At 67.3% G+C, this 22166-nt stretch carries 23 protein-coding genes, 1 tRNA gene and 2 pseudogenes; 14 read left to right on the plus strand and 12 right to left on the minus strand.

The annotated features are described in order from the left end of the window. Positions 1-37 precede the first annotated feature (37 nt). The 6 genes from SALPAC6_RS0119705 to SALPAC6_RS0119730 all read right to left on the minus strand — a co-directional run bounded on the left by SALPAC6_RS0119705 (position 38) and on the right by SALPAC6_RS0119730 (position 4772). Positions 38-2482 (minus strand): hypothetical protein, encoded by a 2445-nt coding sequence (locus tag SALPAC6_RS0119705; RefSeq protein WP_018255066.1) that lies wholly within the window; start codon positions 2480-2482, stop codon positions 38-40. Positions 2483-2487: 5 nt separating this feature from the next. After that, positions 2488-2820, minus strand: coding sequence for a helix-turn-helix domain-containing protein (locus tag SALPAC6_RS0119710; RefSeq protein WP_018255067.1), 333 nt, complete (start codon positions 2818-2820; stop codon positions 2488-2490). Further along, on the minus strand, positions 2821-3972 hold the full coding sequence (locus SALPAC6_RS0119715) for a tyrosine-type recombinase/integrase (RefSeq protein WP_027661640.1): 1152 nt from the start codon (positions 3970-3972) through the stop codon (positions 2821-2823). 101 nt (positions 3973-4073) lie between these two features. After that, positions 4074-4319, minus strand: coding sequence for a tyrosine-type recombinase/integrase (locus SALPAC6_RS26315; protein WP_018255069.1), 246 nt, complete (start codon positions 4317-4319; stop codon positions 4074-4076). A gap of 25 nt (positions 4320-4344) precedes the next feature. Further along, on the minus strand, positions 4345-4572 hold the full coding sequence (locus SALPAC6_RS0119725; protein WP_018255070.1) for a hypothetical protein: 228 nt from the start codon (positions 4570-4572) through the stop codon (positions 4345-4347). After that, complete coding sequence (locus SALPAC6_RS0119730) at positions 4572-4772, minus strand: hypothetical protein (protein ID WP_026189868.1); 201 nt, start codon at positions 4770-4772, stop codon at positions 4572-4574. The genes SALPAC6_RS0119725 and SALPAC6_RS0119730 overlap by 1 nt, the downstream gene beginning before the upstream one ends. A 159-nt stretch (positions 4773-4931) precedes the next feature. Between SALPAC6_RS0119730 and cutA the strand changes: the two genes are divergently transcribed. Beyond that, the gene (cutA, locus tag SALPAC6_RS28145) at positions 4932-5264 is read left to right on the plus strand and encodes a divalent-cation tolerance protein CutA (RefSeq protein WP_026189869.1); all 333 of its coding nucleotides are present in this window, start codon (positions 4932-4934) and stop codon (positions 5262-5264) included. Here the strand turns inward: cutA and SALPAC6_RS0119740 are convergent. Further along, on the minus strand, positions 5218-6441 hold the full coding sequence (locus SALPAC6_RS0119740) for a helix-turn-helix domain-containing protein (protein WP_018255072.1): 1224 nt from the start codon (positions 6439-6441) through the stop codon (positions 5218-5220). The two genes, cutA and SALPAC6_RS0119740, sit on opposite strands and share 47 nt — an antisense overlap. A 367-nt stretch (positions 6442-6808) precedes the next feature. Between SALPAC6_RS0119740 and SALPAC6_RS28150 the strand changes: the two are divergent. From SALPAC6_RS28150 to SALPAC6_RS0119775, 8 genes and pseudogenes are all read left to right on the plus strand, one after another. Next, positions 6809-6993: pseudogene (locus tag SALPAC6_RS28150) on the plus strand (hypothetical protein). A gap of 388 nt (positions 6994-7381) precedes the next feature. Then, positions 7382-7609, plus strand: a complete 228-nt coding sequence (locus SALPAC6_RS0119745; RefSeq protein WP_018255073.1) for a site-specific integrase — start codon at positions 7382-7384, stop codon at positions 7607-7609. A 34-nt stretch (positions 7610-7643) separates the two neighbouring features. Beyond that, positions 7644-7820 (plus strand): type II toxin-antitoxin system HicA family toxin, encoded by a 177-nt coding sequence (locus tag SALPAC6_RS0119750; protein ID WP_223874245.1) that lies wholly within the window; start codon positions 7644-7646, stop codon positions 7818-7820. Continuing rightward, positions 7817-8032, plus strand: coding sequence for a type II toxin-antitoxin system HicB family antitoxin (locus tag SALPAC6_RS0119755; RefSeq protein WP_018255075.1), 216 nt, complete (start codon positions 7817-7819; stop codon positions 8030-8032). Before SALPAC6_RS0119750 ends, SALPAC6_RS0119755 begins: the two co-directional genes overlap by 4 nt. A 51-nt stretch (positions 8033-8083) precedes the next feature. Then, a tRNA-Ile gene (locus SALPAC6_RS29475) sits at positions 8084-8154 on the plus strand. Positions 8155-8407: 253 nt separating this feature from the next. Further along, positions 8408-8563 (plus strand): hypothetical protein, encoded by a 156-nt coding sequence (locus tag SALPAC6_RS29480; protein ID WP_162561484.1) that lies wholly within the window; start codon positions 8408-8410, stop codon positions 8561-8563. Positions 8564-8576: 13 nt separating this feature from the next. Beyond that, positions 8577-9052: pseudogene (locus SALPAC6_RS26320) on the plus strand (hypothetical protein). Positions 9053-9666: 614 nt separating this feature from the next. Then, a complete protein-coding gene (locus SALPAC6_RS0119775; protein WP_018255077.1) occupies positions 9667-10239 on the plus strand; it encodes a GNAT family N-acetyltransferase in 573 nt (190 codons plus the stop codon). Positions 10240-10327: 88 nt separating this feature from the next. Here SALPAC6_RS0119775 and SALPAC6_RS0119780 read toward each other — a convergent pair whose 3' ends face one another. Both SALPAC6_RS0119780 and SALPAC6_RS0119785 read right to left on the minus strand, forming a co-directional pair. Then, the gene (locus tag SALPAC6_RS0119780) at positions 10328-10825 is read right to left on the minus strand and encodes an ArsI/CadI family heavy metal resistance metalloenzyme (RefSeq protein WP_018255078.1); all 498 of its coding nucleotides are present in this window, start codon (positions 10823-10825) and stop codon (positions 10328-10330) included. Positions 10826-10967: 142 nt separating this feature from the next. Further along, positions 10968-12218 (minus strand): MFS transporter, encoded by a 1251-nt coding sequence (locus tag SALPAC6_RS0119785; RefSeq protein ID WP_026189872.1) that lies wholly within the window; start codon positions 12216-12218, stop codon positions 10968-10970. 60 nt (positions 12219-12278) lie between these two features. Between SALPAC6_RS0119785 and SALPAC6_RS0119790 the strand changes: the two genes are divergently transcribed. Then, positions 12279-13037, plus strand: a complete 759-nt coding sequence (locus SALPAC6_RS0119790) for a DeoR/GlpR family DNA-binding transcription regulator (protein WP_018255080.1) — start codon at positions 12279-12281, stop codon at positions 13035-13037. A gap of 127 nt (positions 13038-13164) precedes the next feature. Here SALPAC6_RS0119790 and SALPAC6_RS0119795 read toward each other — a convergent pair whose 3' ends face one another. After that, positions 13165-14592 carry a hypothetical protein gene (locus SALPAC6_RS0119795; protein ID WP_018255081.1) on the minus strand — a complete coding sequence of 476 codons (1428 nt, stop codon included), beginning with the start codon at positions 14590-14592 and terminating at the stop codon, positions 13165-13167. Positions 14593-14841: 249 nt separating this feature from the next. Beyond that, complete coding sequence (locus SALPAC6_RS0119800) at positions 14842-16230, minus strand: right-handed parallel beta-helix repeat-containing protein (protein WP_026189873.1); 1389 nt, start codon at positions 16228-16230, stop codon at positions 14842-14844. 601 nt (positions 16231-16831) lie between these two features. Between SALPAC6_RS0119800 and SALPAC6_RS0119805 the strand changes: the two genes are divergently transcribed. From SALPAC6_RS0119805 to SALPAC6_RS0119815, 3 genes are all read left to right on the plus strand, one after another. After that, on the plus strand, positions 16832-17215 hold the full coding sequence (locus SALPAC6_RS0119805; RefSeq protein ID WP_018255083.1) for an RNHCP domain-containing protein: 384 nt from the start codon (positions 16832-16834) through the stop codon (positions 17213-17215). A gap of 20 nt (positions 17216-17235) precedes the next feature. Further along, entirely contained in the window at positions 17236-17667 is a 432-nt protein-coding gene (locus tag SALPAC6_RS0119810) for an RNHCP domain-containing protein (RefSeq protein ID WP_026189874.1), read from the plus strand. A gap of 159 nt (positions 17668-17826) precedes the next feature. Continuing rightward, positions 17827-18975, plus strand: a complete 1149-nt coding sequence (locus SALPAC6_RS0119815; protein WP_033666665.1) for a cytochrome P450 family protein — start codon at positions 17827-17829, stop codon at positions 18973-18975. Positions 18976-19146: 171 nt separating this feature from the next. On the opposite strand, the gene SALPAC6_RS31425 is transcribed toward SALPAC6_RS0119815, so the two are convergent. Next, a complete protein-coding gene (locus SALPAC6_RS31425; RefSeq protein ID WP_026189876.1) occupies positions 19147-21273 on the minus strand; it encodes a cellulase family glycosylhydrolase in 2127 nt (708 codons plus the stop codon). A gap of 561 nt (positions 21274-21834) precedes the next feature. Here SALPAC6_RS31425 and SALPAC6_RS0119825 point away from each other — a divergent pair. Then, positions 21835-22044 (plus strand): MbtH family protein, encoded by a 210-nt coding sequence (locus tag SALPAC6_RS0119825; RefSeq protein WP_026189877.1) that lies wholly within the window; start codon positions 21835-21837, stop codon positions 22042-22044. The last annotated feature ends 122 nt before the right edge of the window (positions 22045-22166 follow it).

The raw sequence follows: 22166 nt of genomic DNA on the forward strand, positions 1-22166 counted from the left end.
GGCCGATCGGTGCCGTCGCGGCGTTACCCCATGCTGTTCACGGCTTGCGTGCCGCATCGAGAGGTTGTCGTCGGCTGACCACCGCGGCGTAGGTGGTCCAGTCTCCTGCCGAGGCGCGTTGCCAGGCGGCGGCGACGCTGATGTGGATGCCGAGCATGCGGGCGAGGATCGCGGCGGGAAGTTCGGTGGCGAGTTCGAACAGCGCGGTGGAACGGGACTGTGCGGGGTTGAGGCCGAGGTCGCGTAGGCGTTTGGTGAGTTGGAAGGGGCTGATGGGGCGGCCGGGCTGGCCGCCGGGGAACAGCCATGGACTGGTGCCTGGGGCGCCGATGACGGCATGTCCGCGGCGGGTGCTGGCCAAGTCGCGGACGAGGCCGGCGAGCGGTTCGGGCAGGACGATCGGTTCACGGCCCAGGCGCAGGCGGATCGTGTCCGAGGTGATCTGGAGATAGTCGAGGGTGAGCCGGCTGATGCTGGCGGGTTGCTGGGCGTAGAGCAGGACGAGTAGGCCGGCGACGCGTAGTTCGGTGTCGATGGTGTCGTCGTGTAGCAGCAGGCGGGCGCGTTCCCAGCGGGCTTCGGTGTCGATCGGCGTGGCGGGTCCGGCCCAGCGGGTGGCGGGGAGCTCGAGCGTGGTGAGTTTGTTGCGGCGGGCCCAGCGGATGAAGTTGCCGGCCTCCCGGCGGGCGTTGTCGTCGGCGAGCCACTGGTCGAGGTCGGCCTGCCGGGCGGTGGCGAGGGCGCGGCCGTGGACGGCGAGCCGGTCGAGCAGGGCGACAGCGGCGTTGATGTTGCGTTTGGCCGCGAGGAACTGGTGATGGGTGGTGTCGGCGCCGTTGAGCCGGCCGCGGAGGCGGCGCAGCACGTGCCAGATCGCGTAGCGGCGCAGCAGATGCTGCTCGTCCGGGTTGGCCCGTGCGGCGATGGTGTCGGTGATCCAGCGGTGCAGCCGGGTCAGTTGTTCGTCGCGGGCGGGCAGGGTGCCGATCGCGACCAGCACGCTGCGCAGGTGCTCGACGGGCTTGCCCGGCGGCAGAGCATCGAGCGTGTCGTGGGTCAGCGGCTGACCTGCGAGGGCCTGCAGGATGGCGGGGGCGCCGCTGCGGTTGAGCCAGCCTTCGACGGTGGCCGTCCGGTTCGTCGTCGCGAGCGCGTCGTGCAGGGCTTGCAGATCGGGCCGGATGGTGTCGCTGTCGTCGCCGAGGACCTGACGTAGCCGTCGGTGGATGGTGCAACGGGCGCATCGGGCGTTGCCGCCGACGTGGATCCGGCCGGGTTCGCCGCAGCCGGGGCAGGCCTGCCAGAAGCCGGGGTCGGGCCGGGTGCAGGTCGCGCAGAGCGGTGCCGCAATGGTGCCGCCCCGGATGGGTCGGTCCTGTCCGCAGCCGGTGCAGCGGGCCCACCGTTGTTTGCAGGCGCGGCACCACGGCTGCCCGGTGGTCTTGGAGATCAGACACGGGCCGGTCTGGCCGCAGATCGCGCAGGTCCCGGTCGGCCACGGACGGCAGCTCTGGCAGAGCGGTCCGTCCGGCGTGCGGACGCTGACCGGGCGACGCCGCCGGCAGGTCGTGCAGGTTTCCTGGTTCGCGGGTTGCCGCAGCAGACAGGTGGGACACAACGGCCGGCCGTGTTCGTCGCGGCTGCCGGGCTCGCGGACCGCGCCGCACTCGGCGCAGGGCCGGGCGCGGGTCTTGGCCACGCAGTTACGGCAGAGCCATCGCCCGTCGATCCGCCGATGCAGGTGAATGTGGCGCTGGCAGTGTGGGCAGGCGGGTGCGGTGATCGTCTGGGCGCCCGCGGTGACGAGCAGGTCGATCAGCCGTAACAGGCACGGGGCGGTCGCTTTGGCGCCGGCCCCGGTGAGCAGTTCGGGCCGGTCCTGTAACTCCCAGGCCAGTTGGTGGCGCTGACCGCGTCGGGTTGCCGCCGCGTGCACCACGTCGGCCACCGATTCCGCGGTCAGGCCCGGCTCGAGACCGGTCACGATGGTGATGATGGTGTCGACCGGATCGCGTTCGTCGACCGGGCACTGAACACACTGCGGGCGGCCGCGCCGGTCGCGGAAGGCCACCGGCCTGGACTGGCCACACACGCAGCACGGTTCGGGGCGGCGGTCGCAGGGCGCGCAGTACCAGTCCTGGCCGCGGCGTTGCAGGCTGCGCAGCGGCTTGCCGCAGCCGGCGCAGACCGGAGCCGAGATCACGGCCGCACCGGCGCGGCGCAGCGCGATCAGCAGGTCCGCCACGACCCGCGGTGCGGGCGAGCGGCCATCGCGCAGCATGTCCGGCCGGTCGGTCAGGGCCTGGGCGAGGCGGCGTTGCTTGACCCGGCCACCGGCGACGCCGGCCACGATGCCCGCGATCATCGCCGGGGCTAGGTTCGGCTCGATCGCGGCGACCAGGGCCACGGTGACGCCGACCGGATCGGCCAGGACCAGCGGTATGGCGGGCGCGTCTTCCGCCGTCGGCGTCGTGACGGGCACTGCGGTTACCGGTCGGCGCCGGTGATGCGGGCTCGTTTCGGACGCAGCTCGCCGACTCCGCCGTCGCTGCCGCCGGCCACCTTGCGCCGCCGGGCGGACTGGGCCGCGGCGACAGGCTCGATCAGGTCCTCCATCGAGCAGTCGAGGATGTCCAACAGTGCCATGAGGATCCTCAGGCTCAGCCGTTCCGGCCGATCGACCACCAGCCGGTAGACCTGGCTGGACGACAGCCGAATTTCGCGTTGGGCCAGCGGTTCGAGCAGATCGGTCGTCTGGAACATCTCCCGACTGGCCATCACCTGCCGCAGATTCCATCGATAGTCGAGCTTGGCCGCCATCTACCGCCCCTTCTCTTGTTCTTGCCCGCCCGGCGTGTCGAACGCCGGCGTGAGGGCCTTGCGCAAGGCCGTGTTCATGAAGTCTCCGGACACGTGTGTGTAGATCGCGGTCGAGGTGTCGCAGCGGTGCCCGACCGCCTCCTGGATGAACCGGCGGTCCACCCCGTCTTCGGTCAGATGGGTCACCCACGAGTGCCGCAGGCTGTGCGGGCTGAGGATCTTCGGCAGGCCGAGCGCGTCGCGGTAGGCGACGAACCTCGCGTTAATCTCGGCCGGGTTCACGCGGCCACCGCGTTCGGTCACCCACAACGCCGGATGATCCGCGCAGCCAAATCTCGGCCGGATGTTGTCCACGTAGTCGGCGACCGCCTCCACCGCCCAGCCCATCACCGACGGCACGTTGCGCCGCCGCGGCGGCTGCCCACGCACCGCTTTGCCGTACCGAACATGCAGCATCCCGTACCGGCCGAACTCCGGCGCCGCCGGATTACGTCCCCAGTCGGCCACATCCAGCTTCGAGGTCTCTGTGCGGCGCAGGCCCCACGCGTAGACGACCTTGAACAACGTCGCGTCCCGGTAAGCGGCCAGCGCACCCTTGCGTTTCGCTCGGACCGCCCGGTCGACCTGCTCGTCGGCGTAGTCCAGGAACCGCTGCAACTCCTGCCGCGTGAACGGGCGCGCCTCCGGGCGACCTTCGTAGTCGTTGAGGTGCGCGATCGTGTTCCACTCATGGCAGATCGGCACCGGGAACGTGCCGAACGCCTTCTCGCACTCCACCGCCCAGCCGTACCGGCCATCAGTCAGATACTCACTGAACAGCCGCAGGTCAGTCTGATAGCCGCGAATCGTCGACGGCGCCAACTGCCGCTCGCTGGTCAGCGACTGGGTCCACTCGTCCACATCACCCGGTCCCCAGTTCCACGGGTACTCGTTGGTGAACTCCAGGAACCGGCGTACCAGCCGCTCCCGCGGCGCGATCGTGTCCTCCAGCAGACCACGAGCGGCCTGCTGGGCCCGCCAGCCCTTGAACATCGCCTCGACCATCGCGTCCTCGGGACGCAACTGCACCACCCCGGAGACGAGCTGCAGGCGCGCCGCACCCGCCAAATCACCCCGCCCCAACCGTCCTCCAAGCCCACAAACGGCGACCATTCGACGGCAGGATCATGCATCAAACGGGATCATCACGCAAACAGCGCAGCCCACAGGCGGTACCGCAACGCCGCCCCGGACCCATTGCCGGGCAGCGCTGATCAGGCGACCTGCGAAAACTCGCCCGCCTGATGCAATTCCCGAGAGTTCACATACTGCTGCGTGGTGGTGATCCGCGCGTGTCCCAGCAACTCCTGCACCACCCGAATATCCGTGCCGGTGCCCACCAGCAGCGTTCCGGCCGTATGACGGGCGGCGTGGAGGCGAGCGTCAGGAACCTCTGCCCGCACGAGCATCTCCTCCCATAGGGCATGATCCTGCCGAGCGTCGTACGGACGCGCCACCACCGGTGGACGGTCACGTCGGCCGGTGTCAACGCCTACTCCCGGCGCGCTGCGGGGGTGCCCAGTTGCCCTGCCCGACCGTGGCCAGGTAGCCGTATGCGGTCTCGGTGGGCGGGCACGGCCACCCGGACCCGCAGGTCGGGCACCGGTCCACGCGCGGCCAGTGCTCGGTGATGATCCGCCGGGCGGACAGGATCATCCGGTTGCGTAGCTGGACCGTCGACAAGCCGGGGCTGGGCCGGGCGTGGGTGGCCATCACCGGCGGTCCGCCCGCTGCCGGGCAAGCGGGGTCAACAACGGCCGGCTATCGAAGATGACCGTCGGCTGGTTGTGCAGCGAGGAGTAGGCACCGGCCCGCGCGGCGTACCGGGTAGCGGGACCGGTCACGTCCAGCCGTGCGGGCCGGCGGGAACGCCCTGGGACCGCGAAACGTAACTTGGACAACCACCTGCGCATGCGCTGCCTCTCAAAGGGATGTCACGGCGACGCACTGACCCCACGCTGTTGCCCGGTTACGTTGCCGCCGTTCCCACCTTTTCCGTACTGCGCAGTCGCAGTCGAGGGAAGAGTTGTCCGCTGCTTGTCCGTGCTGTCCGCGGACACCTTGCGGTTAGGGTGTGCCAGGTGAGCGACTACGTGCAGGTATCGACGGCCGCGCCGTCCCGAGATGTCGCGGTGGAACTCGCCCAACAGGCCGTAAGTCGACGCCTCGCGGCTGGTGCCCAGATTGTCGGGCCGGTGACATCGGTGTTCTGGCACCTTGGGGAGCAAGGTGTGGGTGAGGAGTGGCAGGTGCTGCTGTATACCACTCTGGCCCGCTATTCCGATTTGGAGGCGTGTCTCCATCAGGCGCACCCGTGGACAAACCCGCAGGTGACAGCGGTGCCAGTGGTGGCGGGGGCTACCGGCTACCTGAATTGGGTGTCGAGGACAGTCGATGATGCGTAGGCATCTCGGAAGCCAGCGAGCGCAACTCGGCGACGCAGGGCAGCGCGGCGTGTGGCTCTAGGCGGCCGAGGATCTCATGTAGTCGTTGTCCTGGGCGGATTGAGCCCACGCCAGCGGCGAGCCGGGCCACGACTGAGGCCGTTGCGCACGCTTGCTCGACCTCGTTGGCGTCGAGGTAGGCGTCGGCCAGCCACGACAGATACAGAGACTTGTCGCGGGCCTGCGTGTCGTCAAACCCCGCCAAGGCTCGTTCGAGCACGGGGATAGCCCGCAGAGGCCGGTTCAACACTGTCCAGCATCGTCCGGCCATGATGTCGCCCTCGACCCGGTCGACCCACCACACCCAGTCGGGTTCTGGCCGGTCGTCATGTTCCGCGAGATAGGCGGTGCCCTGGTCCAGATGCTGCTGAGTTTGGGCCGCATCACCAGTAACGGCATATGCCCATCCGGCGCGCAGGTTCAGTAGTGCCCGCACTCCGGGCGTTGCCGTGTTTGCCTCGGCGCAACTGGCGGCAGCCGTCGCGGCGGCGGCAGGTTTGCCGAGGTCCAGTTCCTGATATGCCAGGAACGCCAGTGCGTTGCCGGTGAGCGGCGGGTTATCTGCGTCTCGGGCGGCAGCGAGGCTGGTGCGATACAGCCCGTCGGCATCGGAGTGCCGACCGGCGTCGAACGCCGCCCACCCGGCAAGTTGGGCTTGTTCCGCGAGAACCGCTAGGAGTTGCTGGCCCGTGGCCTCGCTGTAGGAGCCGTCTTTGATGAGTTGGGTCGTGGAATGGACTTCGGCGGCGTACAGGTCGTGGGTGTCGGCACCACCGAGGTAGCTATCCAGCCGTCGGAGCCGAGCGGTCCGTTCGGCGATCTGCCCGGGCGTGGCGGCACCAACTCGCCGGCCGTGTACAAGCAGGGTATGGGGAAGGGCAGCAGCAAGGCCGGCCGCGATTACAAACCCGCGACGTCCGATAGAAGGCCCAGCGGAGGTAAGGGCCACAAGTTCCCCTTCCGCGCCGAGCGCGTCATCGACACGTTGGGCGACGGCTTGGGTAGGTGACTTCACGCCGGTTTCCAGCTCGTGCAGGTACGTCTTTCCGTAGAAGGTGCGTCTGGCCAGGCCGCGTAAGGAGATCCCCCGAGCCTGGCGCAACTGGCGCATCCGTTCGGAAAACGACAGGTCACTCATGACGACTCCCAGGTAGAGGACTGGGTGACGGGCCGCCGGCCTCTACCCCGGCGGGCCGCCGCCATCGACGGTACTCCCTGCCTGCACGTCACGCCGTCACCTGTCCGTATGGATGTTCCGGCGCGTCGCGGCGTACGCCCTACCACGGAATTGTGGTTCCGGACAGGTTCGAGCTGTCCGCTAAGAAGTAGCGGACATTCAAACGTCACCGGGATAGCCGAAACTATTCGTCGATATGACTTGTCGACTGTGGATATGCTATTTAACTCGTTCCGGCTGATCAGCGATCACGAGCAGGTGGGGATCTTTTGTCTCCGGCGTTGCTGGTAGCCCTGAGGATGACCGTGGTTGACCCCGTGGTGCCACGATTGGCCGTGCCCTATCGCATGTAGATCGCACGCTCAGCGCGTCTCCCTGCCCACAGCCCATCTACCCTGGCTGGCTGGCTACCAGCTCGATGGCCAGGGCCAGGCTGTCGCCCGGCGGGAGATCTACGTCCGGCTCGCCGGCCTACGCCGTGTTCCTTGCTCTGACGCGTGGCCGAGGTCGTAGTTGGCCGCGTGTCATGAGCCCCGGCACCCGGCGGCCGACGCCACAGCGGCCGCTGTTGACTTAAACCGCGTCCAACGGCGGGCTCGGCCCTTGGAGAGTTTACCCGGTCCACGACAGCCACCCCTCGGACGTTGATCTGGCCGAGCGCACAATCACCGTTCGGAAGAACCGGATCGAGCCGCTACACGCGCCTTCCTCGGCACACGACGGCGATCCGAAGGCGGAAGCGGGTAAGCGGACGGTCAGCATCTCACCGCATGTCATACCGGTGATCAAGCTGCATCTCGATACGTACGCCGGGCGGGAACGGCTGTTCATCAGCCGAGACGGGTCGCCGCTGCGAGGTCACACCCGATCAGGCATTCGTGCGGGCTCGTAAACGGTCGGAATGGACAATCTGACGTTTCGCGACCTCCGCCACACCGGGCAGACCCTGGCCACACAGACCGACGCCACGCTGGCGGACCTCATGAAACGTCTCGGGCGCTCGTCCATGGCGGCGGCTCGCCGGTATCTTCACGCGGTCGACGCCTGCGACCAGGAGATCGCCAAGGCGCTGTCGGAGCTGGCGGCGCATGGAGACATGGCACGTCTTTCTAAAACGATCACAATGTGACGAAGGGTGTGATATTCCGTTAAAAGTGCGGGACGTGATCAAGATTATCGAGGCTGACGGGTGGATGCTGGTCGCCACTCGCGGCAGTCAGTACAAACATCACAGCAAGCCGGGCCGGGTAACCATTCCCGGGAAACCGAGTCGCGACTTGCCGCCCGGGTTGGAGTCCAGCATCCTGAAGCAAGCGGGCTTGATGGGAGGCAACAAGTGAGCGCATACGTCGTGATCACCGAGCGCGCCGAGGATGGTGGCTATGGTGCTTGGTCACCCGACCTTCCTGGCTGTGTAGCGCTCGGGGAGACCCGTAGGGAGGCTCTGGCCGAGATGCGTGAGGCCATCGCTTTTCACCTGGAAGGCCTGCGAGAGGCGGGCGAGCCGGTTCCGGCACCGAAAGCGGTCGGCGTTGATCTGATCGCCGCGTGATGCACGCCGAGTGGTTGTAGTCGCACGTTGATCGCACGCGGCTTGCGCTCAAGCCCACTGAGCTGGGCATTTGTCTACGACTGATGATCGGAGGGTCGGCGGTTCGACCCCGCCCCTGGCCACATAGCCCTTCGCCGGGCTATACGGTCCCCACCAGCGGAAACGTAGGTGGGGATCTTTGTTCTCACCGTCAGTTAGGTCACCGTCCAACCCCCGAGGTTGCTCACGGATTGCTCCCGCGTTTGCGGTGGTGCCCACCTGCCCTGCCCCACCGAGCCTGCGGCATACCGGGTCGCGGGCCCGGTCGCGTCCACGCGCGTGGGCTGACGGCCGAGTCGGTGCTTGGCGCCAGAACGTACGGGTATGGACTGCCCGATGAGTCGCCGCCAGGCGTTCCGGATGTTTCGCATGAGGCTCGCCCTCTCTCGGGTGCTGCTTCAGCGGTTGGCTCTCACCATGATGTCGCTGCTGTGTCTCCTGGCGCAGCGGCACAGCACACGGCAAGCCACCCACATTCGCGACGACATTTAGACGACAGATAGCCATGGTGATGGTCATGACTACCCCCAACACCGCGCTTCGAGCTGTCCGTGCCGGGATGCGGATGAGTCAGGACGACTTCGCCTGTGCGCTGCAGGCCGTCGGTCACCGGGCCGGAGAACCGAACGACGCCAACAAGCGGCTGGTACAGCGGTGGGAGTCTGGCGTGATCGCTGCTCCCAGGCCCGTCTACATCCGCGCGCTGGAGGTCGCTACCGGCCTCCCCATCGAGCTGCTGGGCTTCGCCACCCTGCCGGGCGCTCAGGTCAGGGCCGATCGCAAGGGGGGGGCCACGACCTGACCTCGTCCATGTCGGATCTGGCTACCCCAGAACCTGTGGCGCGCCCGGTCGCCTCGCGGGGCAGCACTAAGGATACGGACATCAACACCGGCCCGTGGGAGCTGGTGTTCCAGGACAGCTCGACCAGCAAGGCCACCCTGGACCGGTACAACACCCTGCCCCAGGACCTTTCCGGATAGCGCGTTGTCGACCGCTCCCGTAGGCGGCCGTTGCCTCGGCCGTCGCGGCCGCCCGCTACCTCGGCCGCGACGGTCACCGACACGTTGGCCCGCATGCACCGCCGGTCATGCCGGCGGTGCGCGCGGCGCGGCTGACCTTCCGCACTGGTATCGGCGGCTACCCGGCGCACCCCGGTACGTCGCCAGCGCAGCTATTTGGCCGGATTTGGATCACGACGTTGTGAAGAGGGTGAGCGCGCCGGCGTTGCCATTGAAGATGCCGTCACCTTCCGTCTGGTTACCAATGACCCTGGTGTCTCAGAGCACCGACTAGCACGACGGCCCACCACCGTGGCCTCGGCTGACCTCGGCCGAACCGGCTGAGTGCGTAGGTGCGGTGCGGATGGTTCATGCAGTCTCGGTGTCCTTCCCCGTTACGGACGAGGCGCCACCCAGGGCGCTGTGGGTAGCCCCGCTGCTGCCCGGCGGCCAACCTGCATTCAGCCTGATATGTGATTTGTATCGCGATTTGTGAGAGTAAAGTCCCCCAAACGGGATGGCATCGGCCCCGGCGGCGCATCCCCGGCCCGGTAGAACGGCTGGCGTCACGACGGGCTGCGGTAGCTTTGCATCCCGTGACAGCACCTGAGATCACCGTTGCCGTGCCGGGAGACCGTGAGCGCATCGTCGGCTCACTGGTTGCCGCATTCGAGAAGGACCCCCTTCTGCGATGCTACTTTCCCGACGAGGCGACCTACCCTGAGTACGCCACCGTCTTCTTCGGGTACCTTTTCGACAAGCAGGTGCATCAGCAAACGATCTGGACAGTCGAGCGCGGAGCGTCGGTCGCGATCTGGCAGGCGCCCGGGGTGGGGGACGAGGAGCGGGACGACGTTCTCGCCACCCATCTCCCCGCCGACGTGCTGAGCCGCTTCGATGCCTTTCACCGGGCGATGGACGCGGCACTGCCGGCAGAACCCTTCTGGTACCTCAGTGTCCTTGGCACCCATCCCGAGAGTACGGGTCGCCGATGGGGCCACGCGGTCATGGCGATGGGGCTGCGACACGCCGCCGCAGCAGGTCTTCCGGCGATCCTGGAAACCAGCAACCCCGACAATGTCGAGGTGTACCGGCGTGCCGGCTGGGAGGTGGCGAGCACCTTCGAGGAGCCCCTGCCCACCTGGATCATGCGGCAGTCGGCGCACTGAGTTTCCGGCCCCACCTCATCCCGGCAGGACCGCCGGCGCGGCCATTGAACGAGGCGCCGGCGGTCCCTGCCTCGATGTGCACTGACAGTCAGCAGCAACTCGCCTGGCTGCCACTGCTCGCCGTTTCCTTCGCCGCGGTCGGCGTGCAGCACGCGTTTTCGGTGGCCTTCGCCGCGGTCGGCGTGCAGCACTCGGTCTCGGTCGCCTTCTGGAGTTGGTCGGAGTCGGCCTTGACGGTGTAGACCTCCCACGGCTCCTTGCCGGGGCCGTGTACCCAGACCTTGTCCTGGAGCGCGTAGCAGCACTCGGTGTTCTTCTCCTCGGAAGTGGCAAGGCCAGACTCGGCGAGGCGCGTGGTCGCGTCGTTCACCTCGTCGGTGTTGGGCACCTCGACGCCCAGGTGGTCCAGCGCGGTGGGCTGGTCCGGCTCGCCTTCGAGGAGTACGAGCTTCAGCGGCGGGTTCGTCACGGCGAAGTTGGCGTACCCGGGGCGGCGCTTGGCCGGCTCGGTGTCGAACAGCTTCGAGTAGAAGGCGATCGAGCCTTCGAGGTCGGGGACGCGGAGCGCGAGCTGTACCCGGGACATGGCTTTCCTCCTGGTGGATCCGTCACCTGGCTGTCGGCGTGGTGGTGTGACGCCGGCTTCGTTGTCTAGATGTTTTTCGAAGCAAGCCCCAGTCTGCCCTCTAATTTGATGACTGTCAACCTAGAGGCCTATCGAAACAGACTCAGTTCTGTTCCGCGCCACGCCCGATCGCTGATGATCGCGCGGCGACTGGCTGCGCAACCTCGACCTCGAGCCGCGGCTCTCCCTTTCGAGGGTCAAGGATGTGGGCGGTGAAGGCGGCGATCAGGCAGAGGAGCGCGGGCAGGAGGAACGTGTGGTGTAGGGGAACGAGCTGGGTGAGGGGACCGATGATGGCCGGCCCGCTGAGCATGCCGAGGTAGCCGAGGCCCGCGACCCGGGAGACGTTGGTGCCGGCGGCGTCCGGGTCGGTGTGGCCGGCCGCGCTGAAGAGCTGCGGTACGGCGCCGGACAGGCCGATTCCGAGCAATGTCCACCCGACGAGAGCGAGTGGGATCGAGGGTGCGAGCGCGATGGTGGTGAGGGCGAGCGCGGCCAGCGCGCAGCCGTAGCGGACGATGGCCACCGGGCCGAAGCGTGCGGCGACGCGGTCGGTGAGGAATCGCCCAATCGTCATCGCGGTGGCGAAGGCGCCGTAGGCGAGCGCGGCGGTGGCGGCAGGCGCGTCGAGCGCGTCGCGCAGGGCCAGCGCGCTCCAGTCGTTGGCGACGCCCTCGGTGAGCATCAGGATCAGCGCGAGTCCGGCGAGTGCCCAGATCCGCAGGGGGGTACGGGCTCGGCGGTTTCTGGTGGTGCTGGCGGAGATTGACCCGCCGGTGGTAGCCGGGCGCGACAGCAGCGCGGGTGCGGCGATTGCGGTGCCCGCCAGGGCGAGGAGGCTGACCGTGGTCAGCGTGGTTGTCGGACTCCAGCCCCAGCTGAGGGTTCGGGCGCCGACCAGTGCGGCCAGGACGCCGCCGACGGAGAACATGGCATGGAACGCGGACATGATCGGGCGCTTGTATCCGGCTTCGACCTGAACCGCGTGGGTGTTCATGCTGACGTCCAGGCCGCCGTTGCCGATCCCCAGGACCAGTAGGGTCAGGCCCAGCGTCCCGGCGTTCCCGGCGAAAGCTGGTGGGACGAGGGCCGCGCTGCACAGCGCTGCGGTCAGCGGGACGACCCGACGAGCGCCGAAGCGGTCGGTGAGGGGCCCCGCGACGTGCATCCCGGCGAAGGCGCCGGCGCCGAGGAGTAGCAGGAGCCAGCCGAGCGTGGCGTGGCTGATGCCGGCTCGGTGCTCGATGACAGGGATATGGACGATCCAGGCTCCCAGGAGGAAGCCGTTGAGGGCGAAGTAGGTGAAGGTGGCCAGCCGCGCCGCCCGTAGTGATCCAAACATGCAAGCGAACATAACAAACAGTTTTTGTGTTCGAACCTCGAAATTTGAACGCATCTAGGGTTCAATAGCGGGGTGGCGAGCGTGGACCGACACCGACAGATCATCGATGCCGTACGCCGGGCCGGTCAGCTCAGCGTCGCGGAGCTGGCAGAACGAACCGGCACGTCGGAGATGACCGTCCGCCGAGACCTGGAGCTCTTGGCCGAGCAGGGCCTCCTTGAGCGCTACCGGGGTGGCGCCAGAAGCGTGCTGCTGCGCGGCGAGGAACCCCCGTTCGCGCTTCGGGAAACCGACGGCGTGGAGGTCAAAGAGCGAATCGCCGTGGCGGTCGCCGAGATGATCGCGGACGGCGAGGCGGTCGTCATCGACGCCGGCACCACCTGCCTTGCGGTGGCCCGCGCACTGGCCCGGCGCCGCCTGACCGTCATGCCGCTGTCCCTGCACGCGACCAACGCCCTCATCGGCGCACCCCAACTGAGGCTGCTCATGCCCGGTGGAGAGCCCCGCCCCGGCGAGTTGGCGCTCACCGGACCCCTGACGGAGGCATCACTCGCCGCGCTGCGTTTCGACACCGCGATCATCGGCTGCTGCGGACTGACCGCCGCGAACGGGCTGACCGCGTACGACCTGGCTGACGCCGCGATCAAACGCGCCGCGATAGCTTCGGCCCACCGTGTCATCGCGGTAACCGAGGCGGCCAAGTTCTCCCGTACCGCCCTCGCCCTGGTCGCTCCCGCCTCCGCGCTGCACGCCGTCGTGACCACGGACGACGCCCCCGACGCGGAGGTGGATGCGCTGAAAGCCCTCGGCGTCGCCGTACGGCGGGTATGAGCGGGTGGCAGGAGTCGGCCGCGCTGCTGCGGTGCTGGGGGAATGACCTGAACGCGGTCCCGCCTCTCGCCGCTGGGCGAGAGGCGGGACCGCGTTCCCCGGGATCAGGTTGACCGGGTGCCGGGGGTCAGCCCGCGCAGCCGGGGACGTTGACGCAGTTGTTGGGCCGGTTCTCGGTTACGACGGTGCCGGTGGCGGTCTCCAGGTTCACCGTGCCGCCCGCTTCGTTGAAGATGCCGCCGCCGTCAACCGCAGCGGTGTTCTGGACAATTTTGCTGTCGACGACGGTGAGAATGCCGGTGTCCTCGTTGTAGATGCCGGCACCCTCGTTGCCGGCCTGGTTGCCAATGACCTTCGTACGGCGTAGCACCATCTCGACGAGGTTGTAGAGGCCACCGCCGTCGGTGACGGCTGTGTTGTTCTTGACCAGGCTGTCCTCAATGACGATGGCGGCGCCCGGGTTCATTGCCAGGCCGCCCGCCCGGGCTGTTCTGGCGGCGTTGCCGACGAGGGCGACAGACCTGAGCGTGACCTGCGTGTTGAAGTTCGCGAGGATGCCGCCCACCTCAACGCCGCTGTTGTGGGAGACCTCGGTGTCCGTGACGGTGGCGATTCCGTCTTCGACGAGAAGGCCGCCGGCCGTGTCCTCAGCGTGATTGGCGGTGACTGCGCTGCGTTCGATCCGCACCGTGCCCTCGCTGTTGATTCCGGCTCCATTGAGTGCGGTGTTGGCATACACCCGGGTCTTCTTGACGTCGAGGGCCCCCACGCTGGTGATACCGCCGCCGACCCCGGCAGCGGTGTTCCGCTCAACAGTGGAGTGCCGGAAGTCGGCTGTGCCGTTGTTGGCGATGCCGCCGCCGTCGCTGTCGGTGATGTTGCGGGTGATGGTGCTGTGGTTGGTGGTGAGGGCGCCGCCGGAATTGACGAGGATCCCCCCACCGTCGTCGAACATTCCGGTCTGGCCGCCGGTGATGGTGAGTTTGTTGAGGGTGAGGTCGCCGCCGGTGTTGACGGTGAGGATGCGGAACTCGTCGGCGGCGGCGGCGCGTTCGATGGTGGTGTGTGTGTGGCCGTTGAGGGTGATCGGGGTGGTGATGGCGGGGAGGCCGGCGCCGTCGATGTCGGCGGTGAGGAGGTAGGTGCACTTGCTGGCGAGGTCGAGGGTGGCGCCGCCGCGGGCGTTGGCGAGGGTGATGGCGGCGATGAGTGCGTCGGTGTCGCAGGGCACGGGGGTGCCCTTCGGGGTCTTCTCCTCCTTGTCTTTGCTGTCCTTCCCCTTGCTGTCCTTGCTGTTGCCCCGGTGGTTGTTGGTGGGGGATTGGTCGGCCTTTTCGAGGCGGTTGCCGGTGGTGGTGTGGGGTCGTTCGACGGCGTTGGCGTCAACGTTGGCGTTTGCGGGGGCGGGAGTGAGGCCGGCGGTGGTGAGGGCGAGCCCGGTCATGCCGGCCAGCCCGACGGCCCAGCGCCGCCGTCGTCGCGCCGCTGCCTGGCTTACGCCAGGAGATCTGGTGTGGTGGTGGTACGTCATCGCGGTGTCGATCTCCTTCCCCATGCGCGGCGAGGAGCTGCCAGCCTCGGGGTGGACCGGGCATGGCGCTTCTCGGCTACCAGGTCGGTGGTAGCGCCCCCCATACATTAATCCGACATATTCAGTCATTAGACATGAAAGTGAGGAAACTACCCGAAATGCGGCGCTGATCGATTACTGCTTCGTCGCGCGGAGCCCCAAGATTGGGACGTAGCAGGGGCTCGCCCCCGGCTGGCCGGAGGGTGAGCCCCTGCTCGTGTTGAGGCGACGGCGTTAGCCCGCGCAGCCGGGAACGTTGACGCAGTTGTCTGGCCGGTTGTTGATCACGACGGTGCCAGTGGCGGTGTTCAGGTTTACCGTGCCGCCATCGTTGAAGATCCCCCCACCATCGATGAGAGCGACGTTATTAGTGATCTTCGTGCTGTAGAGGGCGGCGGTGCCAAGCGCGGTGTTGTCGATGCCGCCGCCCTGTTCGGCCTGGTTGCCGCTGATCTCCGTCCGCCGTACCACCAGGTTGCCGGCGTTGTAGATGCCGCCGCCGTCCTTGGCAGCGGTGTTCCCGGTGATAATGCTGTCCTCCACGACGGCCGGCGTGGAGGACTCGACGGCGAGGCCGCCGACGCGGCTGAGTGTCGCCGAGTTCTGGGCCAGCACGACGGAACGCAGGGTGAGCTGTCCGCCGAGGACCCGGATGCCACCGTTTTGCTCGGCGACGTTGTGCGTGACGTGGGTGTCGACGACCGTACCGCTGGTGTTCGTCAAGGCCAGGCCACCGCCGGACCCGGCTTCGTTGGCGCTGATGGTGCTGTCTTCGATCTGTACGGTGCCGGCGCTGCTGGCGACACCACCGCCCGCAACGGCGTTGTTGCTGCGGATGTGTGACGTGTCGATGGTGAGCAGGCCGGAGTTGAAGATCCCGCCACCGTCGGAGCCAGTGGCAGTGTTCTGGCTGATGGTGGAGTCTTTGATTCGGGTGGTGCCGTTGTTGGCGATGCCGCCGCCGTCGCCGTCGGCGATGTTGCGGGTGATGGTGCTGTGGTTGGTGGTGAGGGCGCCGCCGGGGTTGACGAGGATTGCGCCGCCGTCGCCGGTGGTCTGGCCGCCGGTGAGTCTCAGTTTGTTGAGGGTGAGGTCGCCGCCGACGTTGACGGTGAGGATGCGGAACTCGTCGGCGGCGGCGGCGCGTTCGATGGTGGTGTGTGTGTGGCCGTTGAGGGTGATCGGGGTGGTGATGGCGGGCAGGCCGGCGCCGTCGATGTCGGCGGTGAGGAGGTAGGTGCACTTGCTGGCGAGGTTGAGGGTGGCGCCGCCGTGGGCGTTGGCCAGGGTGATCGCGGCGATCAGCGCATCGGCGTCACACGGGACCGGTGTGCCCGGGGGCTCCTTCCCCCGCTTTCCCTTCTTTCCCTGGTTCTTGTAGTCGCGCTTGCCCTGGTCGCCTTCTTTGCCCCGGTCGTCGCGGGAGGGCTGGTGGGCTTTCTCCGCACGGTCGTCGGGGGGGAGAACGTCAACGGCCGGGGTGGCGGCGACGCCGATGGCGGTGAGGGTCAGGCCGGCTACACCGACCAGTCCGATGGTCCACCACCGTCGCCGGGACCAGGCTCGGTATCGGTCAGGGCGGTGGTCTGGTTCAGGTTCGTGGATGTGGTCCTGCTGGTTCATCGCGGTGTCGGTGTCCTTCTCCGTGAGCGGTGAGGAGGCGCCAACCGGGGGGCAAGTCGGGCGGTACTCCTCGGCTACCGGGCCGGCGGTAGCAACCACTCCGCACGGTAAACCGACAGAAGCCCATGTTTTGGGGCAAATACGAAAAAGGTGCCCTTATCGGGCATGCGGTGGTGTTCGATCCTGGTCACCCCCTGCCCGCGGTGCTGCACCCGCAGTGGCAGCCATCTCCCCGAGCGTGGCAGCGGGCGCAGCGGCAGGTCTTCGCTGGTCACAGGGGGAGATGGACGTTCGATAATTCGGGTGACAGCGGTGGTGCGGCCGCCTAGCCTGACGGAAGTTCCGTCACCCCTGCTCTGGGCCGTCGCCCTAGAAGAGAGAGATTTTTATGTTCCAGCCCGCGCCGAGCGCGCCTCGCTGCACCGTCTAGTCGTCCGTTTCCTGATGCCGCTCCTCCCGAGCGGTACGTGACCGGACGCTATCTTCCGGTGCCCGACTCAGCCACCCACGCCCGTCCCGTGTATGCCACGACGGGTGGGGGCGAGGCTTGCTCGGCCTGCTCTTGCTGTCATTACCGACATCTCAGCAAGGAGCACCCCGGGTGTCCAACACCAAGAAGACTCTCTCGCGTACGTCGCAGAACATCCTGAAGATCGGTACGTTCTCCTGCATTCGGTGCGGCCTCACCGTGTCCGCCGCCGCCGGGGACGGCGTCCGGCGCAATCACTGCCCGTCCTGTCTGCACTCCCAACACGTTCACGACCATGTCGAGGGTGGCGCAGGTGATTGTCAGGGCCGGATGTCGCCGATCGCCATCGCCGTGCTCCGCACGGGCGACTGGATGGTCATCCACCGCTGCGTACGCTGCGATGAGCTGACCTCCAACCCCATCTGCGCCGACGACAACCAGCTCATCTTGATGCGTATTGCCGTGCGCCCGCTGGCGCAGCCCCCGTTTCCGCTCGAAACCTTCGGCGACCTCTGAATTGACTGGAGGTATCGACGATGCCAAGGCGTAGCAGAAGCCCGCACGAGCGGGAGCGAGCCAACCGGCGGCCACAGCGGCACAAGGATGTTCTTCACCGGCAGGGTGGGCATCGGGCGCACGACTTTCGGTGCGTGGGCTGCCGGCTGGACGTGTCGTCAGAGGCGCCCGGCACCACGCACCGCAATCACTGCCCGAACTGCCTGGCCAGTCTGCACGTGGACCGGCGAATCCCCGGCGACCGAGCCGCGAACTGCCGGGGCCGGATGGAAGCGTTGAGCATGTCGGTGCGGCCTGACGGTGAATGGATGATCATTCACCAGTGCCTCTCCTGTGGTGAGCTCAGCGCCAACCGGATCGCCGGTGACGACAACGCACTGATCCTCGTACGGTTGGCGGTCAAGCCGTTGCGGGATCCCGGCATCGCCCGGCGCATGTTTCTCGTACCGTGATCGGCCGATCGTTATCTGACCGTTGAGGTCGGTCGGCACAGTGGGCTCGGCGAGCTGAACCTGACGGTTCGGCTCGCCGAGCGGCCCACCACCAGGCCGACGCGCCGTCCGGTCTTTCGCCACTTCGGACTGTCGGCGGATCGCCGCTACTCTGGCCTGATGTCTCAAGAGCAGCCGATGAGGGCGGAGCTGGCCCCGATTCCCCGTTCCGGCGTGCGACTCGGGCAGGAGTACGACGAGTTTCGCAAAACCGGAGACGTGCATCAGGTACTGCTGCCGGACTCCTCCCTGGCCTGGCTGGTCACCGACCCGGAACTGGTCTCCCGGGCGCTGGCTGACCCCCGCCTGGCCCTCAACCGAAGGCACAGCCGGGGCGGCTGGTCCGGTTTCGCGCTGCCGCCAGCCCTCGATGCGAACCTGCTCAACCTGGACGCACCCGACCACACCCGGCTGCGCCGCCTGGTCGGCCCGGCGTTCAGCCCGCAGCGGGTCGCCGCGCTACGTCCCCGGATCCGGCGAACCGCTGAGCATCTCCTGGACGCCCTGGTCACCGCGGGCGGCCCCGTTGACCTGGTTACCGGCTACTGCACCCCGCTGTCCGTCCAGGTCATCGCCGACCTGATGGGCGTACCGGAAGGTGGTCGCACAGATCTGCGTACCTGGACCGACACGATGCTCACCAGCTACCCGCCGGACCGAGCCGCCATCCGGCGGACGGTTGTCGAACTGCACGGCTACGTCGTCAACCTGATCGCCGCGAAGCAGCAGCAACCCGGCGACGACCTGCTGAGTGCCCTGGTCACCATCGAGCAGGACGGGGACCGGCTCACCCGGGACGAGCTCACCTCACTGGCCTTCCTGATCCTGTTCGCCGGGTACGAGAACACCGCCAACCTGATCGCCTCGACCGTGCTGCGCCTACTCGACCGCGGTGGAATCCGCGAGGCGCGAATTCTCGAGGCGATTGAGGAGACGCTGCGCCTCGAACCTCCTGCACCCGTGGCCGTTCGTCGCTTCCCCACCGAGGAGATGGCCATCGGCGGCGCCACGATCCCGGCCGGCGACACCGTGCTGCTCAGCATCGCCGCCGCCACCCGGGGGGTGGACGGTAGCGCCACGCGGCTGGCCTTCGGCAACGGCCCCCACTTCTGCCTCGGTGCGGCCCTGGCCCGCGTCGAGGCCGAGGAGGCGCTGACCGTGCTGGGTCGGCGACTGCCCGGCCTGGCGCTCGCCGTACCCGTGGCGCAGGTCCGCTGGCGCCCGACCTTCCGCACGCACGGCCCCGCAGAACTCCTGGTCACCTGGTGACGCGCGGGGGTTGACCTGGTGGTGTCAGCCACCGGCGGCCAGCAGGAGTATGGCGCTACCTCGCAGGTAGTGGAGAGCGAGAAGTCGGCCGGCGGTGGCCGTGGCCAGCGGCGGGTGAGGCTGGGAAAGCCTCCCGCCGCCGGCCACGAGCCAACCGGAGTCAGGCCGAGGTCAGCTCGTCGGGAAGTTGTCGGGGGTACTGATCCGGCTGCGGAGGAGATTGCCGGAGGCGGTGAGGTTCGATGTCCCGGAGAAGTGGCCGCTGTTGCAGGTTCCGGGCTGGAACGCCCCGCTGCCCTCGTTGGCGTCGGAGTAGGTCCAGTTCGCGTAGCCGATCTTCAGCTGGTCGAGCAGGTTGATCCAGGCGTTGGTGCTGCCCACGTCAACCCCACCATCGCCGGTGTGGTCGACGGTGCCGAACTCCGTGACGAACAGAGGGAGTGTCGCCGCGGCACGCTGCACCTCGGCACGGTAGAAGTCCTTGTGGGACGCGGCGTAGAAGTGGAACGCGTACATGATGTTGCTGGCGTTGACCGGATTGTTGATGACCTCGTCGGCGTTGGATCCCTCGGAGACGCCGAGCGAGGACCAACCGCGGGTGCCAACGATGATCACGGCGTCCGGATCGTTGGCCCGGATCACCGGGATGACCTGCTCGGCGTAGCTCTTGATGGTGCCCCAGCCGACCCCGTTGGGCTCGTTGGCGATCTCGTAGATGACGTTCTTCTTGTTGGCGTTGCGAGAAGCGACGGAGGCGAAGAAGGTCTTCGCCCGATCGAGGTTGTACATCGGGTCGCCCGGCGTCAGCGTGTGGAAGTCGATCATCGCGTAGAGACCGCGCTCCTCGGCCTCGTCCACGAGCTCGTTGACCCGGTTGGTGAACCACGGCGGGTTGGTCTCGTAGCCCCCCTCCTGCACGTACATGGCGATCCGGAACAGGTCAGCCCGCCACTCGTCGGCCAGCACGTTGAGCGAGGCCTCGTTGTAGCAGTTGTTGAACCACTGCAGGCCGTGGGTGCTCATGCCGCGTAGCTGGATCGGCTGGTTGTACTGGTTGCACAGGTTCACCCCACAGACGTACAGCTGGCCGTTGATCGCCAACGGGGTCTGGTCGTCGCCTGGGGGCGAGGGTGTGCCGCCGCCGACCGTCCAGACCTGATTGGGCTGGGTGCCGCCACCGCCGAAGCAGTCCCAGATCTGGAGCCGGGTGCCGTTGCCAATGCCCTGCTCCACCGCGTCAAGGCACTTGCCCGACTGCGGGTTGGTGATGGTGCCATCGCCGTTGACCTGCCAGTTCTGGGCTCCGGTGCCGTTGCAGGTGTAGAGCTGCACCCGGGCGCCGTTGGCGGTGGACCCGCCGGAGACGTCGAGGCACTTGCCGGTCTGTGGGTTGACGAAGGTGTTACCGGTGCGGCTCCAGAGCTGGTTCCAGTGTGCGGTGCAGTCCCAGAGCTGGATCGGGGTGCCGTCGGCGGTGCCGAGGTCCAGGATGTCCAGGCATCGTCCGCTGTCCTGGCCGACGATCGTGCCGCCGTCACCCGGCTGGGGGCTTGTTCCGGTGTTCACGTCGGCGGAGAAGTTGTTGACAGCCAGCCCGACGCCGCCGTTCCACGGTTCGAAGCCCGCCTGCAGGCTGGTCAGGTACCAGTCGTTGGTGACCTGGGTCCGCGCGACGACGTCGTCGATGAAGTCCTTGACGTTGAACGACCAGCTGTTGATGGTTGCCGGTGCGAGGTAGGAGACGACGTCGTTACCACCGTTGTTCCCCTGCCAGACCTCCCAGTTACGACCCCCCACCGAGGTGTTGCCGACCGGACCGCCGATCGGCTGGATCGAGCCCTGTCGGTGGAACCAGATCATGATCTCCATCTGGCTCACCCCGTCGGTCTTCGGTGTCGGGTCCATCCAGATGTCGTACGTGGCGTTGTAGGTGCCGCCCGCATACCCGTAACTGATCGCGGACGGGACGCTGCTGACCTGGCTGAGCTGCGCCGGCAGGTTGGTCCCGGGTGAGCAGTTCTGGTAGTGGCAGCCGAGCACCACCGACGGGTAGGAGAGCGGGGGCCCGGAGGTGGAGGTGGAACCCTGCTGCGAGGTGATCTGGAAGCCACTGTTGGTGGTGTCGATGCACTGCTCGGCGGCGCTGCCCCAGCGGTTGTTCTGGACGATGTACTTGTCCTGGATGGTGGTGGTGCCATATTGCTCGCAGATCGTCGCGGCTTGTGCCGGCGCTGCGGCGACCAGCGCGGCGGTGGCAGCGACCGCGAGTACGGTCAGCGCCTGGAACAGGCGTCTCATGCTCTACCTCCTTGTCTCGGGTGTCCTTGGGAGCGCTCCAATCAACGACACATAGTGATGTAACCATGTTGCTTCGGAATCGAGAAGAGCTGATGAAAACTTGTTCAGGCGAGTGTCGTGCGGGGCAGACCGCGCCGGTTCGCGCTGACGGTCGCTGCGGCTCTCCGCCAGGTCGGAGTCGGCGAGGGGCAGGGTCACCTTGTCCGCCGAAACCGGCGCGGGGGTGGCGGTGAGCCCCAGCAGGGCCGCTCCAAGTAGGGCTGTGGCCACAGTGGCCGCACCGCAGCGTGGGTGCTTAAAGGTGTTTCTATCGGGTCGTTGTGATACCACACAGTTGGCCTGACAATTAGCTATCAACTGCTATATTGCTCGAAATACCTGAAGTGGGTGTATGGCCACTTTTTTGAGTCTGCCGCTTCACCGATGGTGTTCACACTCTCGGTCTGATTTCCGCGGGCGATCGGATGATCGAACAGGCGACGATCGGTCAACCCGGGCCGACCGAATAGGGCGGTATAGTTTCCGGCTAACTTGTGGCAGTACTCCCCATGGAGAGTGTCGATGGAAAAATCCGAGGATCCGCGCCCTTATCACGTGGTAATGAACGACGAAGAGCAGTACTCGATCTGGCCAGACGGGTCGGAGCTTCCGGCCGGATGGCGCACGGTGGGCTTCAGCGGCGATCGCGCCAGCTGCCTCGCGCACATCGACGAGGTCTGGACCGACCTGCGCCCGCGGGGGCTGCGGGAGTGGCTACAGACACAGGGCTGACCCGCGCGCACCCTGCTACCGCCGCGGGCGTGCCGGGCAACCGGGGCGCCCGCGGTTATTTCTTCGATACCGGTCACTTTCTTCGGCCGGGTCATTTCTTCGTGGGCGGCTACTCCCGTGTG

It is taken from the genome of Salinispora mooreana, assembly GCF_000379065.1.
In the GTDB taxonomy this organism is placed as follows: Bacteria; Actinomycetota; Actinomycetes; order Mycobacteriales; family Micromonosporaceae; genus Micromonospora; species Micromonospora mooreana.

Excerpts from the sequence above, each read along its gene's own strand:
- SALPAC6_RS0119825 (WP_026189877.1), top strand. The coding sequence starts at position 21,835 with ATGGAAAAATCCGAGGATCCGCGCCCTTATCACGTGGTAATGAACGAC.
- SALPAC6_RS0119800 (WP_026189873.1), bottom strand. The coding sequence starts at position 16,230 with ATGAACCAGCAGGACCACATCCACGAACCTGAACCAGACCACCGCCCT.
- SALPAC6_RS29480 (WP_162561484.1), top strand. The coding sequence starts at position 8,408 with ATGAGTCGCCGCCAGGCGTTCCGGATGTTTCGCATGAGGCTCGCCCTC.
- SALPAC6_RS0119785 (WP_026189872.1), bottom strand. The coding sequence starts at position 12,218 with ATGTTCGCTTGCATGTTTGGATCACTACGGGCGGCGCGGCTGGCCACC.
- SALPAC6_RS0119730 (WP_026189868.1), bottom strand. The coding sequence starts at position 4,772 with ATGCGCAGGTGGTTGTCCAAGTTACGTTTCGCGGTCCCAGGGCGTTCC.
- SALPAC6_RS0119725 (WP_018255070.1), bottom strand. The coding sequence starts at position 4,572 with ATGGCCACCCACGCCCGGCCCAGCCCCGGCTTGTCGACGGTCCAGCTA.
- SALPAC6_RS0119810 (WP_026189874.1), top strand. The coding sequence starts at position 17,236 with ATGCCAAGGCGTAGCAGAAGCCCGCACGAGCGGGAGCGAGCCAACCGG.
- SALPAC6_RS0119715 (WP_027661640.1), bottom strand. The coding sequence starts at position 3,972 with ATGGTCGCCGTTTGTGGGCTTGGAGGACGGTTGGGGCGGGGTGATTTG.
- SALPAC6_RS0119740 (WP_018255072.1), bottom strand. The coding sequence starts at position 6,441 with ATGAGTGACCTGTCGTTTTCCGAACGGATGCGCCAGTTGCGCCAGGCT.
- SALPAC6_RS0119745 (WP_018255073.1), top strand. The coding sequence starts at position 7,382 with ATGGACAATCTGACGTTTCGCGACCTCCGCCACACCGGGCAGACCCTG.
- SALPAC6_RS0119795 (WP_018255081.1), bottom strand. The coding sequence starts at position 14,592 with ATGGGGAAGGAGATCGACACCGCGATGACGTACCACCACCACACCAGA.
- SALPAC6_RS0119710 (WP_018255067.1), bottom strand. The coding sequence starts at position 2,820 with ATGGCGGCCAAGCTCGACTATCGATGGAATCTGCGGCAGGTGATGGCC.
- SALPAC6_RS0119815 (WP_033666665.1), top strand. The coding sequence starts at position 17,827 with ATGTCTCAAGAGCAGCCGATGAGGGCGGAGCTGGCCCCGATTCCCCGT.
- SALPAC6_RS0119780 (WP_018255078.1), bottom strand. The coding sequence starts at position 10,825 with ATGTCCCGGGTACAGCTCGCGCTCCGCGTCCCCGACCTCGAAGGCTCG.
- SALPAC6_RS31425 (WP_026189876.1), bottom strand. The coding sequence starts at position 21,273 with ATGAGACGCCTGTTCCAGGCGCTGACCGTACTCGCGGTCGCTGCCACC.